Raw genomic sequence first — 18,264 nt, 5'->3', positions numbered from 1 at the left:
CTTTGGAGTTATTTCTTTTCAATCTTAGGTAACTTACGTTCCGGCATCCACTTTTCTTGCAGATACTGGAATACCATGAACAGCGGCGGTACGATGAAGAGCAGGGCAATGGTTCCGATAAGCATTCCTCCCACCGTACCTACTCCGATGGAAATATTGCCGTTGGCACCTACACCGGTGGAGAACATCAGCGGCAGCATTCCGAAAATCATGGTGAGCGAGGTCATCAGAATCGGGCGCAGACGGACCTGTGCGGCCGAAACGGCTGCCTGCATGATGGTCATGCCGTGGCGGCGGCGTTCCGAGGCGTATTCGGTCAGCAGAATGGCGGTCTTGGACAGTAAGCCAATCAGCATGATCAGTCCCGTTTGCAGGTAGATGTTGTTTTCCAGTCCGAACATTCTGGCGAAAAGGAAACTTCCGGCCAGTCCGAACGGTACGGAAAGGATGACTGCCAAGGGAACGAACAAACTCTCATACAAGGCGCAAAGAATCAGGTAGATGAATACCACACAGATGACGAACACCAGCGTAGTGGTATTTCCGGTATTGGATTCTTCACGTGACATCCCGCCGAATTCAAACCCGTAGCCGGTAGGTAGAGTTTGTGCAGCTACTTCCTGAATGGCCTTGATGGCCTGTCCGGAACTGTAGCCCGTAGCGGCTGCCCCGTTCACCTGAATGGCAGAGAACAGGTTGAAGCGGGTCAGCATTTCAGAACCATACACACGGGTCAGTTTCAGGTACTGGCTGATGGGACTCATCTCACCCGAGTCGTTGCGGACGAAAATGCTGTGAAGCGATTCGGTGTCCAGACGGAACTGGGGAGGTGCCTGTACCATGACACGATACAGTTTGGAGAAGCGGTTCATGTTGGAAGCATAGTTACCGCCCACGTAGCCGGAGAGGGTACTCAGTACGTCGGCAGGTGATACCCCGTTGCGTTTGCAGCGTGCAGCATCCACCTCCACGAGGTATTGCGGGAATTTCGTATCGAATGAGGTGGTGGCCCGGCCGATTTCCGGACGCTTGTTCAGGGCATCCAGGAATTGGCGGGTATATTTCAGCAGGTCTTCCGTGGTACCGCCTTTCTGGTCTTGTACATACACTTCGAATCCGCTGTTCACTCCATAACCTGGAATCATCGGACGGGTGAACGGCATGATGTCGGCACTGGAGATGAAGGCCGTGCGGCGGCTGATTTCCTCCATCACGGCATCGATGGCGTCTTCCTTGTCGGGGCGTTCGCTCCAGTCCTTCAAACGGATGGTGAACATACCGTTGCAGGCACCCTGTCCGCTCAACATGGAGTTGCCGGTGGTATTGGACTGAAGTTCGATTTGAGGAATGGTGCGCAAGCAGCTGTCTACCTGTTCCATCACCTTGCGTGTTTCCTGTACGCTGTTTCCCGGTGAGGTACGGACATCAATAAAGACGGTCCCCATATCTTCGTTGGGCACCAGACCCGTCTTGGTGGTCATCATCAGTAGAGCAAACCCGCCGCAAGCTACCACCAGCAGAGAGCCCGCCAGCCATTTGCGCTTGAGCATGAAGACCACTCCCACCTTGTACTTGGTGACCAGACGGTGGAAAGCGGTGTCGAATGCGATATGGAAGCGGGAAGAAAAGCTCAGCTTTCCTCCGTCTTCTGCATTCTGGTGAGGAGTCATGATGAGGGCGCACAAGGCCGGACTCAATGTCAGTGCGTTCAGCAGAGAGATGGCTACGGCAGCTGCCATGGTCAGACCAAACTGTGTGTAGAACGTACCGGTGGTTCCTCCGATAAAGCTGACGGGGATAAATACTGCCATGAAGACAAAGGTGGTGGTCACCAAGGCAGAGGTGATGCCATCCATGGCATCGATGGTGGCCAGGTAGGACGATTTGTATCCTTCATCGAATTTGGCCTGTACCGCCTCGACCACCACGATGGCATCGTCGACCACCGTACCAATCACCAGTACCAAGGCGAAAAGGGTCAGCATGTTGAGGCTGAAACCCACAATGGAGAGAAAGGCAAAGGTACCTACCAGGGATACGATGATGGAGATGGCCGGAATAAAAGTGGAGCGTAAACTTTGCAGAAATACATATACGACAAGCACTACCAGAAGGATGGCCTCAATCAGGGTCTTGATGACGCTCTTGATGGAAGCGTCAAGAAAGTCCTTCGTACTCATCAAGTCGACAATCTTGATGCCTTTGGGCAGTGTTTTGGAGATTTCGGCTACGGTACGGTCTATTTCCTCGATAATCTCATTTGCATTGGAGCCGGAGGTCTGGGCAATCATGATGTTACAGCCCGGATGTCCGTTTACCTCACCGATGTAATCGTAGGCACGTGTACCCAGTTCGATGGTAGCCACGTCTTTCAGTCGCAGCACTTCTCCGTCGGGAAGCGACTTGATGACCATATTTTCATAATCCACCTCGTTCTCGTAGCGTCCGCGATATTTCAGCACATACTGAAAAGTGTTTTTGGACTCGGCTCCCAGTGTACCCGTAGCAGCTTCCACGTTCTGTTCGTCCAATACGGTTGTGATGTCGGAAGGAACCAGTGAGTATTTCTGCATCTTGTTCGGGTCGAGCCAGATACGCATGGAGTATTCATAGCCGAACACGTTCACTTCTCCCACGCCGGCAATACGTGAAAGCCGTGGCTCGATGTTGATTTTCATGTAGTTGGTCAGGAAAGCCTCGTCGAACGAGTCGTCCGGACTGTATACAGCCAGCTGTTTGATGTTGCTGGTCTGCCGTTTGCGCACGGTGATACCGCTTTTGGTCACTTCGGCGGGAAGCAGTCCTTCGGCCGTAGCGATGCGGTTCTGTACGTTGACCGTGGCCATGTCCGGATCGGTTCCCTGGCGGAAATAAACCGTGATTTTGGCGGAGCCGTTGTTTGAAGCCGTAGACGTCATGTACATCATGTTCTCCACTCCGTTAAGCGCTTCTTCCAGCGGTACGACCACACTCTTTAGTACGGTTTCCGCATTGGCACCCGTATAAGTGGCCGATACGCTGACTGTGGGTGGGGCAATTTCCGGGAACTGCTCGATAGGGAGTTGCGACAGGCCGATGAATCCCAATATCAGGATGAGTACGGAGATGACACCGGCCAGGATGGGACGGTCAATAAAAGTTCTTATCTTCATGGCATTCGGTTATTTTTCAGGTTCAGAAGTGGAAGTCACATTGACGGCAGTGCCTTCGCGCATCAGGCCGGCACCCTCGGCGATGATGACGTCACCTTCTTTCAGACCGGAAAGTACGATATAGGTCTGCCCGTCATTGTATTTATAGACCGTAATAGGAGCCGACTGCGTTTTGCCGTCTACTACCTTCCAGGTAAACACTTTATTCTGGAGCTCGTAGGTTGCACTCTGTGGAATGGTGATGCAATTCTTGTGTTCGGTGGGAACGGATACGATGCCGCTTCCTCCATTCCGGAGCAGATGTCCCTTGTTGGGGAATACTGCCCGCAGGGTGACGCCTCCGGTTCCTTCATCCACTGTCCCGCTGATAGCATCAATGCGTCCTGCATCTGGATAGTTTTTTCCGTTGCTCAGGGTCAGGCCGACCGACGGAAGTTCCTGGCAGGCCTCTTCCAGCGAACCGTATTGCTGGATAAGGTCGAGCATCTGGTTTTCGGCCATAGAGAAATAAGCATAGATTTCCTGGTCGTCGGATACCGTGACCAGCGGTTCGGTGATGCTGCTGTTGACCAATGCGCCTACACGGTAGGGAATCATGCTGGCTACTCCGTCGACGGGACTCTTCACCTCCGTGTACGACAGGTTGTTGCGGGCATTGGTCTCTTCTGCCTTGGCTTGTGCTACGGCAGCCTCTGCTTCAAGCAACTGGTTGCGGGCCGTCTGGCGGTCGAAGTCGGATACCACCTTCTCTTTGTAAAGTTCTTCTTTACTGTCCGCTGTAAGCTTGGCTGTCCGTAATTGTGCTTCGGCACTTTTCACGTTGGCCAATGCCGTTTCCAGTGCCGCCCGGTAAGGTACCTGGTCGATAATGAAAAGCACTTGTCCGCGGCGTACGGCATCCCCTTCGTTGATGCAGATTTGGGTGATGGTGCCACTTACCTGCGGGCGTATTTCCACAGCCTGTTTTCCGCGCAGTGTGGCAGGATAGGTGGACTGTAAGGTCTGGTTCGTCGTGGTGACAGTCAGTGTTTTGTACTTTTCGCCGGGCATGTCCTGCTGTTTTGCGCCGCAACCGGCAAGCAATGGCAGACAGCACAGCATGAGATAGATGCTTGTCTTCATGTGCATATCAATATGAGGTTTGTCGCACAAACTTACGCAGAAGAAGACGAAAAAAGGAGCATGTGGTGACGAACCGGGCAGATGTGGTGATGAACACTTCCGGAGAGGTGTTTATTCGTGCCCAAAATGTCGTATCTTTGCCGTTGAAAGTAGATGATGTATGAAGAAAAGCCATATTCCGCTGTATGTAGACCTCTTGTTCTGCCTGGTCATTATGCCGTTGGCCATCATGCTGTTGCCGGTGGACCGCTGGATTGTGCATAATACAGCCTTTCTTGTTACTTTGATATTGTATGTGTATGTGCTTTATTTTCTGTATCGCTGGGTATGCTTGCCTAAGCTGTTTATGCAAAAAAAATACCTGCGCATCACGTGGTGTATGTTGTGTTTTGTTGGAATGACGGAACTGTTGACTCATTTTCCTCTTCCTCCGGAGTTGGAGGCCGATGTCACTCGTCCGGTGGAAGCCCGTCTGCACATGCGCACACAGACCATCTGGTTTTTCTTCTTGGTGGTGACAGGTTTTTCACTGGCCATTGAACTGACTTTTGAGCTGTTCCGCCAGATTCTGTCGCGGCAGGAAGTGGAGGCTGAGAAAAACAAGGCGGAGCTGGCACTCTACAAGGCACAGATTAATCCGCATTTTCTGTTTAATACCCTCAATACACTCTATGCCTTGGTGCTTTCCGGGTCGGACAAAACGGAATCGGCCTTTGTGAAATTTTCCGGTATCTTGCGGTACATGTATTCGCAGAGTGGGGCTGAACTTATTCCGGCAGCACGTGAACTGGAATATATCCGTCAGTATGTTGATTTGCAAAAACTCCGTTTGAATGGACATACTCATGTGGAGCTGGAGGTGGAAGTTACAGACGGGCAGGTGCTCGTTCCGTCGATGCTGCTCATCACTTTTATTGAGAACGCATTCAAGTATGGCACTTCGTCGGAAGTGGACTGTACGGTCCGTATCTGCGTCAGGGTGGACGACCGGCAATTGTTTTTTGAGACAGAAAATAAAGTGATGCGGGTTCGGGAGGATGGACTGGAGGGTATCGGCATTGAAAACTGCCGCAAGCGGCTGGAGTTGCTTTATCCGGGATGTTATGAGTTGAAAGCAGGGGCAGAAAACGGTGTGTATTGCGTAAGTCTGGACATACGATTGAGAAAAGAGGATTGAAAGAACACAGGATGGTTATGAACAGAACGTTGAGATGCATGGCAATAGACGATGAGCCGATGGCGTTGTTGGTGATAGAACAGTTTTGCCGCCGGAGAGGAGGAATGGAACTGCTTGCTTTTAGTGAACCGCGCGTAGGCCTGGAGGCGATACGCCGTCAGAAACCCGACCTGATTTTTCTGGATATTCAGATGAACAGTCTCAACGGATTGGAAATAGCCGATATCTTGCCGCATGAATGTAGCTTTATTTTTACTACCGCTTATGCGGAGTATGCACTTGAAGGGTTTAATCTGGACGCGGTGGACTTCCTGCTCAAACCTTTCTCGTATGAACGTTTTGAAATGGCGGTGGAAAAGGCCCTGCGCCGTTTGGATTCCCGTCGGTCTGCGGTGCCCGAATGTCTGGTCGTCAAGCAGGAATATAATAATGTGAGCATTCCTCTTTCAGATATATTGTATGTAGAGGCGTTAGGAAATTATGTCAAGATTGTCCGTCAGTCGGGCGGGCATGTGCTGACCCGTACCAATCTGAAGGCTATTACTGATTTATTGCCCGACGGTATGTTTTTGCGTATTCACCGTTCGTACGTTATTTCCATCCCATCCGTAATTTCTTTTACTCGTACACGGGTGAAACTGAAAGGTCTGTCTGAAGACTTGCCGGTCGGGGCACAATATGCCGGTCAGGTAGCAGAAATGCTTTTATTTTTGGACTGAGAGAAAATACAACCTCCAGATTGCTGTGGGTGTGTTTTTCTTCTGTTGACAGGGCTTGTAAAAGGGGCGACTTTACCTTGTTCCCGAAATTTCACATGAACAATTTTTTTCGGCGGTATGTTATAATTCAAAGTCGACTTGAGTTTTTATCTAATGTTTTACCTTAAAAAAACAGCCGATTATGAGAAAATCATTTTTATTTTTATTCCTTGTTGACATTCTAATTACATTTCTGACGGGCTGTAGGCAGGATGAACTTCCTAAATCTATGGAGCTTGCAGAAAGTAGGGCTGAGAGTGTCCAAAATGACCCCCGTGTACAGCATAGCAGTTATTTGATATGGTTGGATGGAGCTGAATGCAAAAGTCTGGCAGAACAGATTCAATCGGTTAATCATTATGATTCGTTGTTGGCATTCAGCCAGCTTCCAGGTCCCGATCAAATTAACAGTCTGTTGACCATTGCTCGTGACAGTTTGAATGACGTTACAGTTGTTGGTAATGTCAAACAATTTGTGGCTGGTACGTATAATCCGGATTTGATTCAGGAACTTCGGCATTTGCGGAGGGGAGTCGTACTGATTGCAGATAGTGACAACAGTGAACAGTTGAAATCATGGATGTTACGCCTTCTGGGAATGTATGTGGGTAAAGGCTATTACAAAGTGGCTTATCCCGAAGAACAGCGTTATTATTATTATGACATGGCAGACCCTGATGCGCTGAAGAAACTTTGTGGAACGAATGGACTTCCTGCAGACAGCCGTACACTGGCATGGGGAGCTCCTACCACGGATGATACGTCCGATCCGGAAGTGACGAAACGTGCCATGCGTGCCATGAAAAGAATCTATCTGAGTAATCGTTTCTATGTGTACACCAATCGTTACGATTATCCGATGACGGGATATGAGCTGCTTCCCCCGTATTCAGGAGAAGTCCGCAAGTATTCGCCAGCTGGTGATAAGCTTTGGGATGCGGTGGTGGATCGTGAATGGGCGATAGATGCTTATAATCTCCGTATTTATGCCCCGACCAACGGGGACAACATGCTTGCCGTTTATTCGGCAGGAGGTAACGGGTTTGCTAATAAAATCAATAACTCCACTGTCATTGTGAAAAATCCTCCTAAGAATGAAGTGTGGGGATTGCTGTGGGGCTTGAGAAACAATGCTTATACCCGTATCCGGATTTCAGACGGAAAGTCGTCGTTGCTCAATTTTTCTCCAATAGACTTTGCTCCCGGACTTCCTCAGGACGAATCGACCATCAGCCATTCGCAAAGCCGTTCGGTTGGGTTCGATTTGAGTATGAAGCCTGAACTGAAGGGTGAATACCGATGGGGAAAGAGCATTACTTACCAGTTGAAGGAAATGACTCGTGTGGTGAACAAGACCCAGACCGATTCGGAACTGAGCTACTCATGGAAGTGGTATCCGGAAACCTTGTTCAGAGGTAGTCGGGCTATGAAAGATGACAACATGATAGATGGAAGCGCCATGATTTCACCTGCGTGGTATGACATCTTATATAATGCGGTGACCCCGGTCTCAAAAAATGTATTCTGTGATTATGACAATGACCCGTTGTTCAATCAGAATCTTCTGAACTATCAGCAGGAATGTGCGGTAACGATGAAGACTGATGGCGCTTCAGCCGGTATTGTGGCTGTGGAGATTGTGGATGGCATGAACTTGCAGCGTGGAGGAGTTTGGTTTAACAGCTGGGGAACGCCTACGGCTCATCCTCTGCCCAATGATTCCGGTGTGGCATGTGATGCACTGTTGGATGTAAGTGCGAAACTTACAGTGTGGATTGATTTTAACAATTGGTAATATTTAATGATTTACGAATATGAGATTTCTATTATATTTAGGTTTGTTAGTAGGTACTTTTTTTATGGGGTCCTGCAGCGATTTTGATTTGGATACGCTTACTGGAAAGGAACGTCTAGCCGGAGTGGTTGATGGGAAAAAAGATGTAGTGTTGCTCTGTATGGGATCGGGCGAGAAAGTGAACAAGGTCGCTTCTCTTTTGCTTGATAATATTCCGGTTTCGTGGGAGATAAAAGATAAGAAAATCATAAACTATGATGATGGAATGTCGACCAGCGAGCTGGAGGATATGATAAAGAGTGAGAATATGTTTTTTACCGTGATACTTGATGTGAGAGATGTGGTGTCCGGTAAGTATCCGGTTTCTTTATTCCGTTTGCTGAAGTATTATAAACGGGATTTCTATCTTATTGCCGATGAGAATACACTGGAGCAGAAGAAGGCGATGCTTTCGCTTGTCGGCGTGTATATGGAACCGGGATATTATGCCATCAACTATGACCGTGTGCAGCATTATCGTATATTCCCAGACAACGATCCGCATGCCTTGGAAAATATGATTGGTAAAGCGGCAAATTCGCTTCAGAAGCAGACATTTTCGGTTGCAAGTGCCGCAGGCAGCAGGGCGGGCTTTATTCCGGATGCAGGCTACAATGCACAAATGGCCGACAAGGAAGCCTTAAAGCAGATTGAGGTTTACAATCGTTTGTATGCGTATGACAAGGGTGATATGGACTATACCTTTGACAGTTATCCTTATGCGACAAAAGATGGAAAGCCGGGCGATGTATGTATTGACAATACGTGGGTGATTTCGGCCTATAATTTTCAGATATACAGTAAAAACAATAATTGCTTGTTGAGTGTGACCAACGCATTGGGTAGTGGTTTTAGTGCTTCTATCAAGGATTACACGACTCCTAAAGGCATTGATGTATATGCGTATTTATGGAACCTGATGCAGATGGCTTCGAGCGAAGTGACCGTGCATTCGGATGGAGGAATTTTCCGCGAAGTAAGCTATCAGCCTCAGACGGTTGTGCATGGGGCAAACTATACTGAGAACTCGTTTTGGAAAGTCTCTGTTGCGGTATCTCCCACTCAGCTGGCGGAAAGACCCTGGGGAGCGTTTAAAGCGTCTTTCTCCAAAGAGTCTTCTACTGCAGTCTCTTATAAGACAGAAAGCATGTCGGTCACTTGTAAAGGAAACTCTGGTAATGGACTTTACAGCAAGCGCTGGCTGTTTGTTCCGGGTGAATTTTATGACCGTGGAGAAGCCTTTGTGTATGAAGGAAGTGGAAATAAGCATGTGATAGATGCGGTACAGGCCATGACGTCGAATTATGTATTGGAGGGTGGATGGACACTTCGCCAGAACTATCTTGACCACATTAATAACAGCATGAAGCTTTACCGTCAGCAATGTATCTATACGCTTGTGTCCGACGCACAGCCCGGACTGGTCAGTGTGACCTTGAAGGATGGTATGAAGCTGCAAAAGACCAAGGTGCATTATAATTGCGGTATCCGCTACGGGCATGAATCTGTCGATGCCGATGTGTCTATGTCTAAAACGGTATGGATAGACTATTCTACCTGGGATAATTAGGAAAAAGAGGTGAGTAAACTGATTTCATGCAGAAATCAATCCCGATTCTGGAGGCTGGACTTGGATGTCCAGCCTCATTTTTGGGCAGCTTCCAATAAATAGTAATATAAAATAGGTTATTTATGGGAATCTATTTTTAGGTTTAATCGCTTATTTTTGACAAAAATAATTGTTAGACGAACAAAATATAGATGCCAACTAAAAAAAGAAAAACTATGAAAACAATTTTTAAGTTCACATGGGTAATAGGAGCTTTTTTGTTTTTGTCGGCCTGCTCTTCAAATACTCCTTCGGCGGTAGTAAAGAAAGCGTTGGATTGTATAGTATCTGAGGACTATAAAGGTTATGTGGATTTGATGCAGTTGACAGAGGATAATGATCCTCAGGTGAAAGAAGAGGCAAAAAAGGAATTTGCCGAGATGATTGAAAAACAAGCCGCCAGACAAGGTGACAAAGAAAAGCTGAAAAGTTATGAGATTCTGAAGGAAGAATTTAGTAAGACGGGGACTTACGCTAGAGTAACTTTTAAGGAGGTTTACATGACCGGGGATGAACATGAGACTTCTTTGTATCTGGTAAAGGACAATGAAGACAAATGGGTAATCATGCTTTGGGGAGCCGACAGGCTGATGGATGAATAAATAAGAAGGCCTTATAATCATGGTGGACGAAGAATCCGTATTACAATATCGGGGAGTTGTAATGCGGATTCTTTTTTTGCCTTATATTGGAAACCAGAAATGGACTACGGTTCCTTGGCCTTCTTTCGATTTGATTTCGCAGTCACCTTGCAGCTTGGTGCAGCGTTCTTTGATGTTTCTCAATCCTAATCCGCTTTGAAGAGGATGATGGGTAAGCTGGCTCGGAGCGAATCCTTTCCCGTCGTCTTCAATGAGGATATGGATTTGTCCGGATTCATGGCTGATGGTAACGTAAGCATTTTGGGCATCGGCATGTTTTATCAGGTTGGATACGATTTCTTGTAAGATACGATATACTTCCTGTGTCTGTTCTGGAGGAAATGAAATTTGCTTTATACTCTCCTCTATATAGCATTCAATGTGAATGTTTTCCAATGATTTCAGCTTGTCAGTGTAGAGGGTCAGCACCTGATATAAGCTGAAATTGTGGAAAACAGGAGTTGCCAGCTGGTGGGAGAGATTGCGCAAGGCTTCTCTTATCCGCCCGAGCTGGATGCTGAAGGAAGGAGTTTTCGCCTGCTGCATTTCCATTTCAATGGATAACAGGTCGTTGCATACGCCGTCGTGCAGTTCTTTGGAAATGCGGTTATTACTGTCCTCGAGTCCGCAGATATATTGTTCTGTCATCTTTTTATGCATGTCGGTGAGGAGAAGCTGGCTTTGCATTTCCTTGTCTTTGATTTCTTTTTCCAGTTTCAGCTGCTTCAGGTTGAAGGCGATTTTTCTTTTGTGCATGCTGATAGTCAGGATGACCAGTAGCAGTACAACTAGTACAAGTATCCCCCCGATGGTATAGGTGCGTGCCAGATAGGCTGCTTTCTCTTCTGCCCGTTTTTCATTGATGCCGGCAATCTGCAAGTCTTTCTCTTTGAGGTCCAGTTCGGCTTCGAATCCGGACAACCGGTTGTGGAAATACTGGTTATTCAGTTCTTCGTTGGCTTTATAAGCTTCTAGCACGAGCTGGTAGGATAGCTGGTTTTCATGTCTTTTGGCTTCTATTTCAGCAAGGGTCAAGAGTACTTTGGGAAGCAGGCCGGAAGGATGTTTCCGGGCAAAGTCGGCCGCTTTCATGATATACTGCCGGGCCTGAGATAAGGAGTCTGTATCGTGAAACAGCATGTAGCCGTACAGGTATTCCAAATTGGCTATGTTTGCTTTGTTGAACGTAGTAGCCTTGTAACTCATGGCTTTTTGATAATACTGGAAGGCTTGCAACGGTTTGCCTAAATCCCGTAGCACTCTGGCGTATTGGGTGTATGCCAGCAACTTGAGTCCATCGGGCATTTCCGGCTGGAGTTTCTGGTTCACTAGGCGGAGTGTGTCCAGTGCGTTTCCAAGCTGGTGGTTGTTGGCCAGCAGGATGGCATGGTTACATAATCTGTTAACTTCTCCAATACGGTAATCTATGGTCAGTGTATCGGTTTGTGGATAGGTGAACATCTTGCGTGAAACCTGTATGGCCTCGTTGTTTTTTCCTACTTCATTGTAGAGAATAGAGATATTGGATACGATGATAGCCGCCAGATTATAGTTTTGCAGATTTTCGGTAATGGCCAGTGCTTTTTCATACAGTGAAATGGCATTGTCGAACATAAAAAGTTTTCGGTGTATGACTCCCGATAGATTATAGGCTTCGGCCAGATTGACTGAGTCTTTCACCTGTTCCAGCAATTGGACGGCTTCGGTAGCTGTGTTCCGGGCTTCCACCAGGTGGTCGGTCTGCCATTGTCCGTAGGCGGTTTCATACGTGGCAAGTGCTTCGATTGTCTGCATTAGGACACGGGAGGACTGGTCTGTCTGGTGCTTTCCTAGTGTGGCAGCCTTTTTCCGGGTTTGAGCCAGCAAGGTATATGCTTTGTCGCAGTCTCCTTTCTGGTTGAGATAGCGGGCATAATCCAGGTCGACATTCAAGGCATAAAGCTTATCTTGTTTGTAACGGTTTTCACGGGTGATGACTCCGTAGATAGAATCCATACGGGCATATTCGCCGTTATCTCCAAATGACTGTAGTAAGTCGGTCAAGCTGTCGTTTTTGTCACTGGCCGTTAAATGTGCGGTCAGGCAAAGAAAAATAAAAAAAACAATTTGTTTCATATCGTAATCCAACCTTTTAAGAAAGCTATTCGCATGAGATGTGATACATTGGTGGCTCCGCTTTTTAACAGGATATTTTTTCTCATCGTGTCAATAGTGTTTTTGCTAAGATTAAGTTTGTGGGCGATGTCGTCGGAAGTAAGTCCACATGATAACATCTGGATAATTTCATTTTCACGTGGGCTGGGAGTGTAGTTTATCTGTTTAGCAGCTGACTGGTCACCTACAATGGAAAGCACGATGTGCAGTGCGGTAGGAGAGTAATATTTGGTATGTTCCCCCAATATCCGTGCAATGGCGTTTTCTATTTCGTTTATTTTGTCGTTTTTGGTGACAATACCTGCCACTTCCGCCTTGGTCAATAGCTTGATAATCCAGAATTCGGTGTGCATGGTATACACAAGTATGGGAATCTGGATTGCTTTCTGCCGTAGATAGGCAATAATGTCCAAGGCCGTTTCACCTTGGATTTCATAATCTATAATTAACAGGTCTGGAGTGGTATGGTTCAGGTAACCGTATAGCTCAGAATGATGGTGCCCGGTGGTTATCTGATAGTTGTGGTTGTTTGCCAGCAGTTGGCTGAGCCCTTCAGTGACAATCGGGTGGTCATCTAAAATGTATAGGTTCTTCATGGGGGAACATAATTTTAGTTTTTTCAGCTTTTCTACAAAGATGGAAATTTTTCTTACGTTATGCAAGTGCAAGTAAGGAAAAGAGGTACCAGCTATACTGAATGAGCGTGTGTTATCCATTGGTTTTTCTTGGCTATTGGAGGAGAATGTGTTATATTCGCAAAATCTAAACGCTAGTGAAAAGTAAATGACAATTAAAAATAAATAGCAGTATGAAGAGAATACCATTAACTCGGTGTGTCATTAGCTGCCGGTTTCAAGGGGGCGATGAATGTGAAGGCAAAATACCTGTAAGTATCGGCTGGAGCGGGTAGCCAATTTGCTTTAAGAGGAGAAACGGATGTGCTCGATTGCACGATAAAAGGCAACAGTCATGTCAGTTTGAACAGACTGAAGGCGAAAAAACAACCACAAAGTGAAGAACCGACATTGTTCGGGATTAGCTTTGGGGATCTCTCTATTAAAAAGTTACATTACCTTATTAGAATAGCATTACATTGTATTTTATTACCTTAATTTTTACGAAAAATGACTTCAAACAACAAAACTATGATTCCTTTGGCTTTTATTGGAATAATGTTCTTTGCCATAGGTTTTGCTTTGGGAATTAATTCTTTACTGGTACCGGTATTGCAAGGTTCACTGAATATATCCAATGCCGCTTCCTACCTGATTATTGCAGCAACCTTTATCCCTTTTCTGCTATTCGGCTATCCTGCGGGACTTACGATAAAGGCGATAGGATATAAGAAAACCATGTCATTGTCCTTTTTTATATTTGCAGTTGCATTTTATCTTTTCATTTTGTCTGCAAATGGGGGCAGTTTCACATTGTTCCTTCTGGCTTCCTTCGTGAGTGGGGCAGGCAATGCCTATCTGCAGGCCTCAGTCAATCCGTATATCACCATACTCGGTCCTTTGGAAAGTGCAGCCAAACGCATCAGTATTATGGGTATTTGTAACAAGCTTGCCTGGCCGATACCGTCCATATTCATCGTATGGCTCATTGGAAAAGATGTAAACAAGATTGGTATTTCCGACCTTGAATATCCTTTCCTGATTATCATCTTGGCATTTGTGATTCTTGGTATAATGGCATTTTTTGCTCCCCTGCCGGAAGTAAAGGCAGAGGGAGAAGATGCTCCGGCAGACAATGCTGCTGACGAATCAAATAACTCAGGAAAAACGTCCGTGTTTCAGTTCCCCCATTTATTGTTGGGGTGTATCGCACTGTTTCTTTATGTCGGTGTAGAGACTGTATCGTTGGGTACACTGGTTGATTATGCCAATTCAATTGGATTGGCAAATGCGGCCAACTATGCATGGATTGCACCTATAGGAATCGTTATAGGATATATATGTGGCATCATCTTTATACCACGCTATATCAGTCAGGCTACGGCATTGAAGATATGTTCTATAGTCGCAATTATCGGTTCTATACTGGTGGTTATCACCCCTTCTGACATATCTATCTATTTCGTGTCTTTAATGGCTTTGGGTTGTTCGCTGATGTGGCCTGCGCTATGGCCTTTGGCAATAGCCGATCTTGGCAGATTTACAAAAACAGGTTCATCGCTTCTTATTATGGCCATGTTCGGCGGTGCAGTTATACCGACTGTGTATGGTTGGTTGAAAGATGCATGTGGTGCACAACAGGCATATTGGTTGTGTTTACCCTGCTTCCTGTTTATTTTATATTATGGAATGTACGGCTGTAAGATACGTAAGTAAGAGTAAGAGGCCGTCTCATTTGAGATGGCCTCTTCTCATATTTGAATCGGTCGACATTCACGGTTATAAGTTGTTAAAGATGGAAATGGAAAGCTCCTGCACTTGGATTTTAATTTCTTAAATAATATATTTGTGATATCAAAATAATATCATCTAAATCTAATGGATATGGAAATGAAGGAAGTGAAATTCAGTGGCTTTAAAATGAATGGCTTTTTAGCTCTTTTCTTATTTTTATTTGTATGGGCCGGAATAACGGTATGGTGTTTTACTGTGGGAGAAACTCTTTTCTATATATTGGGAGGAGTGATGGTGTTATTGTGGATTATCTTGAATTGCGGCTATATGCTGCTGGAGCCCAATGAAGCACGTGCCATGGTTTTCTTTGGCAAATATAAAGGAACATTTAAAGAAACGGGATTCTTTTGGGTGAATCCGTTCATAGATAAAAAGAAATTGTCGCTTCGTGCCCGTAATTTGGATGTGGAACCTATAAAGGTGAATGATAAGATAGGTAATCCCATTCTGATTGGGTTGGTGTTGGTGTGGCGGTTGAAAGACACCTACAAAGCCATGTTTGAGATTGATGCACAGACCATGGCCAGCACGGGAGACGGTAAGTCGGTAAATGTGGGGAATGCAGTGGCCAGCCGCATGAATGCGTTTGAGAACTTTGTAAAGATACAGAGTGATGCGGCTTTGCGTCAGGTGGCCGGACAGTACGCCTATGATGACAATGAATCGAATGTGAATGAATTGACACTCCGTTCGGGAGGTGAGGAAATCAATGAGCAGCTGGAACAAAAACTGAATGAGCGTCTGGCAATGGCCGGTATGGAAGTGGTGGAGGCTCGTATCAATTATCTGGCTTATGCACCGGAAATTGCTGCGGTCATGCTCCGGCGCCAGCAGGCTTCGGCCATTATCAGTGCCCGTGAGAAAATCGTGGAAGGAGCCGTTTCAATGGTCCACATGGCACTGGACAAATTGTCGAAAGAGGAGATTGTGGAACTGGACGAAGAAAAGAAAGCTGCCATGGTAAGCAATCTGCTTGTGGTGCTCTGTGCGGATGAGGCTGCCCAGCCGGTGTTGAACACAGGTACACTGAACCATTAAGGTTTGAGGATGACAGACGGTATGTCCAGTCTGTTTCTTTGGGAGTAAAATTTGGTCGTTTAATTTTAAGTGAGGATAATAGTGCCCAAAAAAGAAAATACAACCAAGAGCTTTGTGCTGCGGGTAGACGCTGCCATGATGGATGCGATAGAAAAGTGGGCAGCTGATGAATTCCGCAGTACCAATGGACAATTGCAGTGGATAATCAATGAGGCCTTGCGCAAAAGCGGGAGATTGAAGAAAAGTAACCGGGAGAAAAAAGAGGGAGAAGAATCGGATGATTAATTTGGGATTTTATACAGGGAGCGGCCGCAATGTGCGCTATCAGCGGACAATGTTCGACTATTTGCTGACAGGAATCGCTTTCCTGCCGGTGTTGGTGGGTTGGATATATATATTATATCAGATTCGACAGACGGGTGGCTTGTTTTTTCAGGAAAACGGTGCAGCAGGAATTGTGATGTTGCTTTTGTTTCTGGTGTTGGGCTGTAGCATGTTTGTGTCAGTCCGATACTATAGATTTGTCTTTCGGGTAACAGAGGCAAATGTGGGGCGGCAATATGTGTTGGCTATCCGGTTATGCCAATTCTGGAATGTGGCAATCGGTTGTATGAATTTAGGGAAGTTGCTTACACAGACCTGTGAAAATGCAATTTATTTCTCTGTGTTCGGTGTGGTACTGATGGCCTTTACGTTTGTGTCTTATTCTGTATTGGCTTATAAAATGCGTTGAGGGGAAGGCAAGTATATTCCCCTTTCATAAAGTAGGTGGTGGTTTCTTGTGCTTTTTAGTTTACTTCTTGGTTTACTTTTGGGTTTAATTTGTTCGATTAAACCGCCGCTTAAGCGATATGCCTAAAAACAAAAAAGCATCGACAATCATCAGATTATCAATGCTTTTTCCCAGTCGGGGTGACTGGATTCGAACCAGCGACCACACGCCCCCCAGACTTTGATATTTATCGCATGATAATCATTGATTATCAGACTTTTCTGTAATTTCTTTATGCTTTGGTTTAATTTATGGTTTAATCCGGCAATAAACCAAGAGGTTTGACAATAAATTAATTTATCTCTTTGCAGTCTTACCCTGCATCACAAAGTTACTCAATATTGCTTTTGTATGCAATGAATCACTCCTATAGTTGAGACTGTTCCAGTTACTTTTTTCTCTATTGGATGATATTTATTTGACTGTATTATATGAGTTTCTCTATTACTCAAAATCATTCATAAATTGTATATCCAAGCTATTGTCTGGTAGTAGTGTAGAATTATTTAATGGGTATATCAGATTATTATTTCTTTAGAATCCACCTGTGAGAAAGAGTTATATTTCATTTTGAGTATTCAAGGTATATCTGTATAATCGTATAAATTAATATATAATGTTATCTTTTAGAACTGAAAAAGCCAACTTATCCGTATGATTGGGTAGGTTGGCTTTTGTTGTTTTTTCTCTATTTAAAGGATTCTATTCCCATTTAAATGTATAAGTATCAGTATATGTTTGAGTAGTTATATATTCTTCGACATCTCTTTCGTCATTGGTTATTACTCCATCTCCATTTAAGTCTTTAAATGAATATTTTTGGGTTCTTGTATCTGTCTCCGTGGATGTACAACTTTCCAAATATCCATCATTGTCCCATGTATATGTATATTTTGTTGTGCATTCGTCAATATATTGAATTTGACAGGTTTCTCCTATTACTTCATCATAATATTCGCTGGTATAGTTGTCAGTATAGCTATATCCATCAGGTAATTGATTGGTTCTCATTCCTATCAGTTCTGGATGAGCCTCAAATAAAAGACATGACTCATCAATATGCCATATAAGAATGGGTAAATAACCTTTGCACGTTTTTCCACTATATGAAAATTGGGCGTTTTCTATCTGTATAATCTTGCCGTCTTCCCATTTGATTGGATATGAATCAGAATCTTTATATTTTATATTTTGCAATAATCCATTTGCATCATAGCTAAAAGTCCGTTCAGAGCGTACATTTGTTCCCCATACTTCTTTGGTGGTTGTGATTAAATTATTTTCGATGTTGAAAGTTTCTTGCCATAATTGTGTATTCTCAACAATTGTGTTTGTATTCCATGTATAGGAATAGGTTGAGCCATCACTGTGTGTGGCCATAATTAGTTTTCCCTCATCATCATAAATAAATTCTCGGGTAGAACCATCTGGATTACTTATTTCACTTAGTTTTTTTTGATTTGTAACTAATCCTTCATCATTTTTTTGAAGTTCTTCCGGTTCATCACTACTGCTACAAGCTGTAAAGTTTGTACATAACATTGCAGCTAATAAAGCCATTCCAATTAATCTAAATGTTTTCATTGCTATTTTTTTATT

General features: G+C 45.0%; 14 protein-coding genes. 9 read left to right on the top strand and 5 right to left on the bottom strand.

Annotation, left to right across the window (positions count from 1 at the left end; translation table 11 throughout):
• Positions 1 to 8: 8 nt before the first annotated feature.
• A complete protein-coding gene (locus OIM59_RS14170; RefSeq protein ID WP_299171943.1) occupies positions 9 to 3,152 on the bottom strand; it encodes an efflux RND transporter permease subunit in 3,144 nt (1,047 codons plus the stop codon).
• Positions 3,153 to 3,161: 9 nt separating this feature from the next.
• Entirely contained in the window at positions 3,162 to 4,274 is a 1,113-nt protein-coding gene (locus OIM59_RS14165; RefSeq protein ID WP_299172000.1) for an efflux RND transporter periplasmic adaptor subunit, read from the bottom strand.
• A 160-nt stretch (positions 4,275 to 4,434) separates the two neighbouring features.
• On the opposite strand from OIM59_RS14165, the gene OIM59_RS14160 reads away from it, so the two are divergent.
• The 5 genes from OIM59_RS14160 to OIM59_RS14140 all read left to right on the top strand — a co-directional run bounded on the left by OIM59_RS14160 (position 4,435) and on the right by OIM59_RS14140 (position 10,254).
• Complete coding sequence (locus OIM59_RS14160) at positions 4,435 to 5,451, top strand: sensor histidine kinase (RefSeq protein WP_299171940.1); 1,017 nt, start codon at positions 4,435 to 4,437, stop codon at positions 5,449 to 5,451.
• Positions 5,452 to 5,468: 17 nt separating this feature from the next.
• Positions 5,469 to 6,170, top strand: coding sequence for a LytTR family DNA-binding domain-containing protein (locus OIM59_RS14155; protein WP_299171997.1), 702 nt, complete (start codon positions 5,469 to 5,471; stop codon positions 6,168 to 6,170).
• Positions 6,171 to 6,351: 181 nt separating this feature from the next.
• Positions 6,352 to 8,004, top strand: coding sequence for an ATP-binding protein (locus OIM59_RS14150; protein ID WP_303897329.1), 1,653 nt, complete (start codon positions 6,352 to 6,354; stop codon positions 8,002 to 8,004).
• A gap of 19 nt (positions 8,005 to 8,023) precedes the next feature.
• Positions 8,024 to 9,613, top strand: coding sequence for a hypothetical protein (locus OIM59_RS14145; protein WP_299171934.1), 1,590 nt, complete (start codon positions 8,024 to 8,026; stop codon positions 9,611 to 9,613).
• A 215-nt stretch (positions 9,614 to 9,828) separates the two neighbouring features.
• A complete protein-coding gene (locus OIM59_RS14140) occupies positions 9,829 to 10,254 on the top strand; it encodes a DUF4878 domain-containing protein (RefSeq protein ID WP_299171931.1) in 426 nt (141 codons plus the stop codon).
• 81 nt (positions 10,255 to 10,335) lie between these two features.
• Here the strand turns inward: OIM59_RS14140 and OIM59_RS14135 are convergent, their stop codons facing one another.
• Positions 10,336 to 12,408, bottom strand: coding sequence for a tetratricopeptide repeat-containing sensor histidine kinase (locus tag OIM59_RS14135; RefSeq protein ID WP_299171928.1), 2,073 nt, complete (start codon positions 12,406 to 12,408; stop codon positions 10,336 to 10,338).
• Positions 12,405 to 13,043 carry a response regulator transcription factor gene (locus tag OIM59_RS14130; protein WP_299171925.1) on the bottom strand — a complete coding sequence of 213 codons (639 nt, stop codon included), beginning with the start codon at positions 13,041 to 13,043 and terminating at the stop codon, positions 12,405 to 12,407. Before OIM59_RS14130 ends, OIM59_RS14135 begins: the two co-directional genes overlap by 4 nt.
• Positions 13,044 to 13,571: 528 nt before the next feature.
• Here OIM59_RS14130 and gluP point away from each other — a divergent pair.
• The 4 genes from gluP to OIM59_RS14110 all read left to right on the top strand — a co-directional run bounded on the left by gluP (position 13,572) and on the right by OIM59_RS14110 (position 16,626).
• On the top strand, positions 13,572 to 14,777 hold the full coding sequence (gluP, locus tag OIM59_RS14125) for a glucose/galactose MFS transporter (protein ID WP_299171922.1): 1,206 nt from the start codon (positions 13,572 to 13,574) through the stop codon (positions 14,775 to 14,777).
• 168 nt (positions 14,778 to 14,945) lie between these two features.
• On the top strand, positions 14,946 to 15,893 hold the full coding sequence (locus OIM59_RS14120) for an SPFH domain-containing protein (RefSeq protein ID WP_299171919.1): 948 nt from the start codon (positions 14,946 to 14,948) through the stop codon (positions 15,891 to 15,893).
• Positions 15,894 to 15,974: 81 nt separating this feature from the next.
• Complete coding sequence (locus OIM59_RS14115) at positions 15,975 to 16,178, top strand: Arc family DNA-binding protein (protein WP_299171916.1); 204 nt, start codon at positions 15,975 to 15,977, stop codon at positions 16,176 to 16,178.
• Positions 16,171 to 16,626, top strand: coding sequence for a hypothetical protein (locus OIM59_RS14110; protein WP_299171913.1), 456 nt, complete (start codon positions 16,171 to 16,173; stop codon positions 16,624 to 16,626). Before OIM59_RS14115 ends, OIM59_RS14110 begins: the two co-directional genes overlap by 8 nt.
• A 741-nt stretch (positions 16,627 to 17,367) precedes the next feature.
• Here the strand turns inward: OIM59_RS14110 and OIM59_RS14105 are convergent.
• Positions 17,368 to 18,249 carry a hypothetical protein gene (locus OIM59_RS14105; RefSeq protein WP_303897323.1) on the bottom strand — a complete coding sequence of 294 codons (882 nt, stop codon included), beginning with the start codon at positions 18,247 to 18,249 and terminating at the stop codon, positions 17,368 to 17,370.
• Positions 18,250 to 18,264: the final 15 nt, after the last annotated feature.

It is taken from the genome of Bacteroides mediterraneensis (assembly GCF_025993685.1).
Lineage (GTDB): Bacteria > Bacteroidota > Bacteroidia > Bacteroidales > Bacteroidaceae > Phocaeicola > Phocaeicola mediterraneensis_A.
This window is presented reverse-complemented; position numbering and strand designations above follow the sequence as displayed.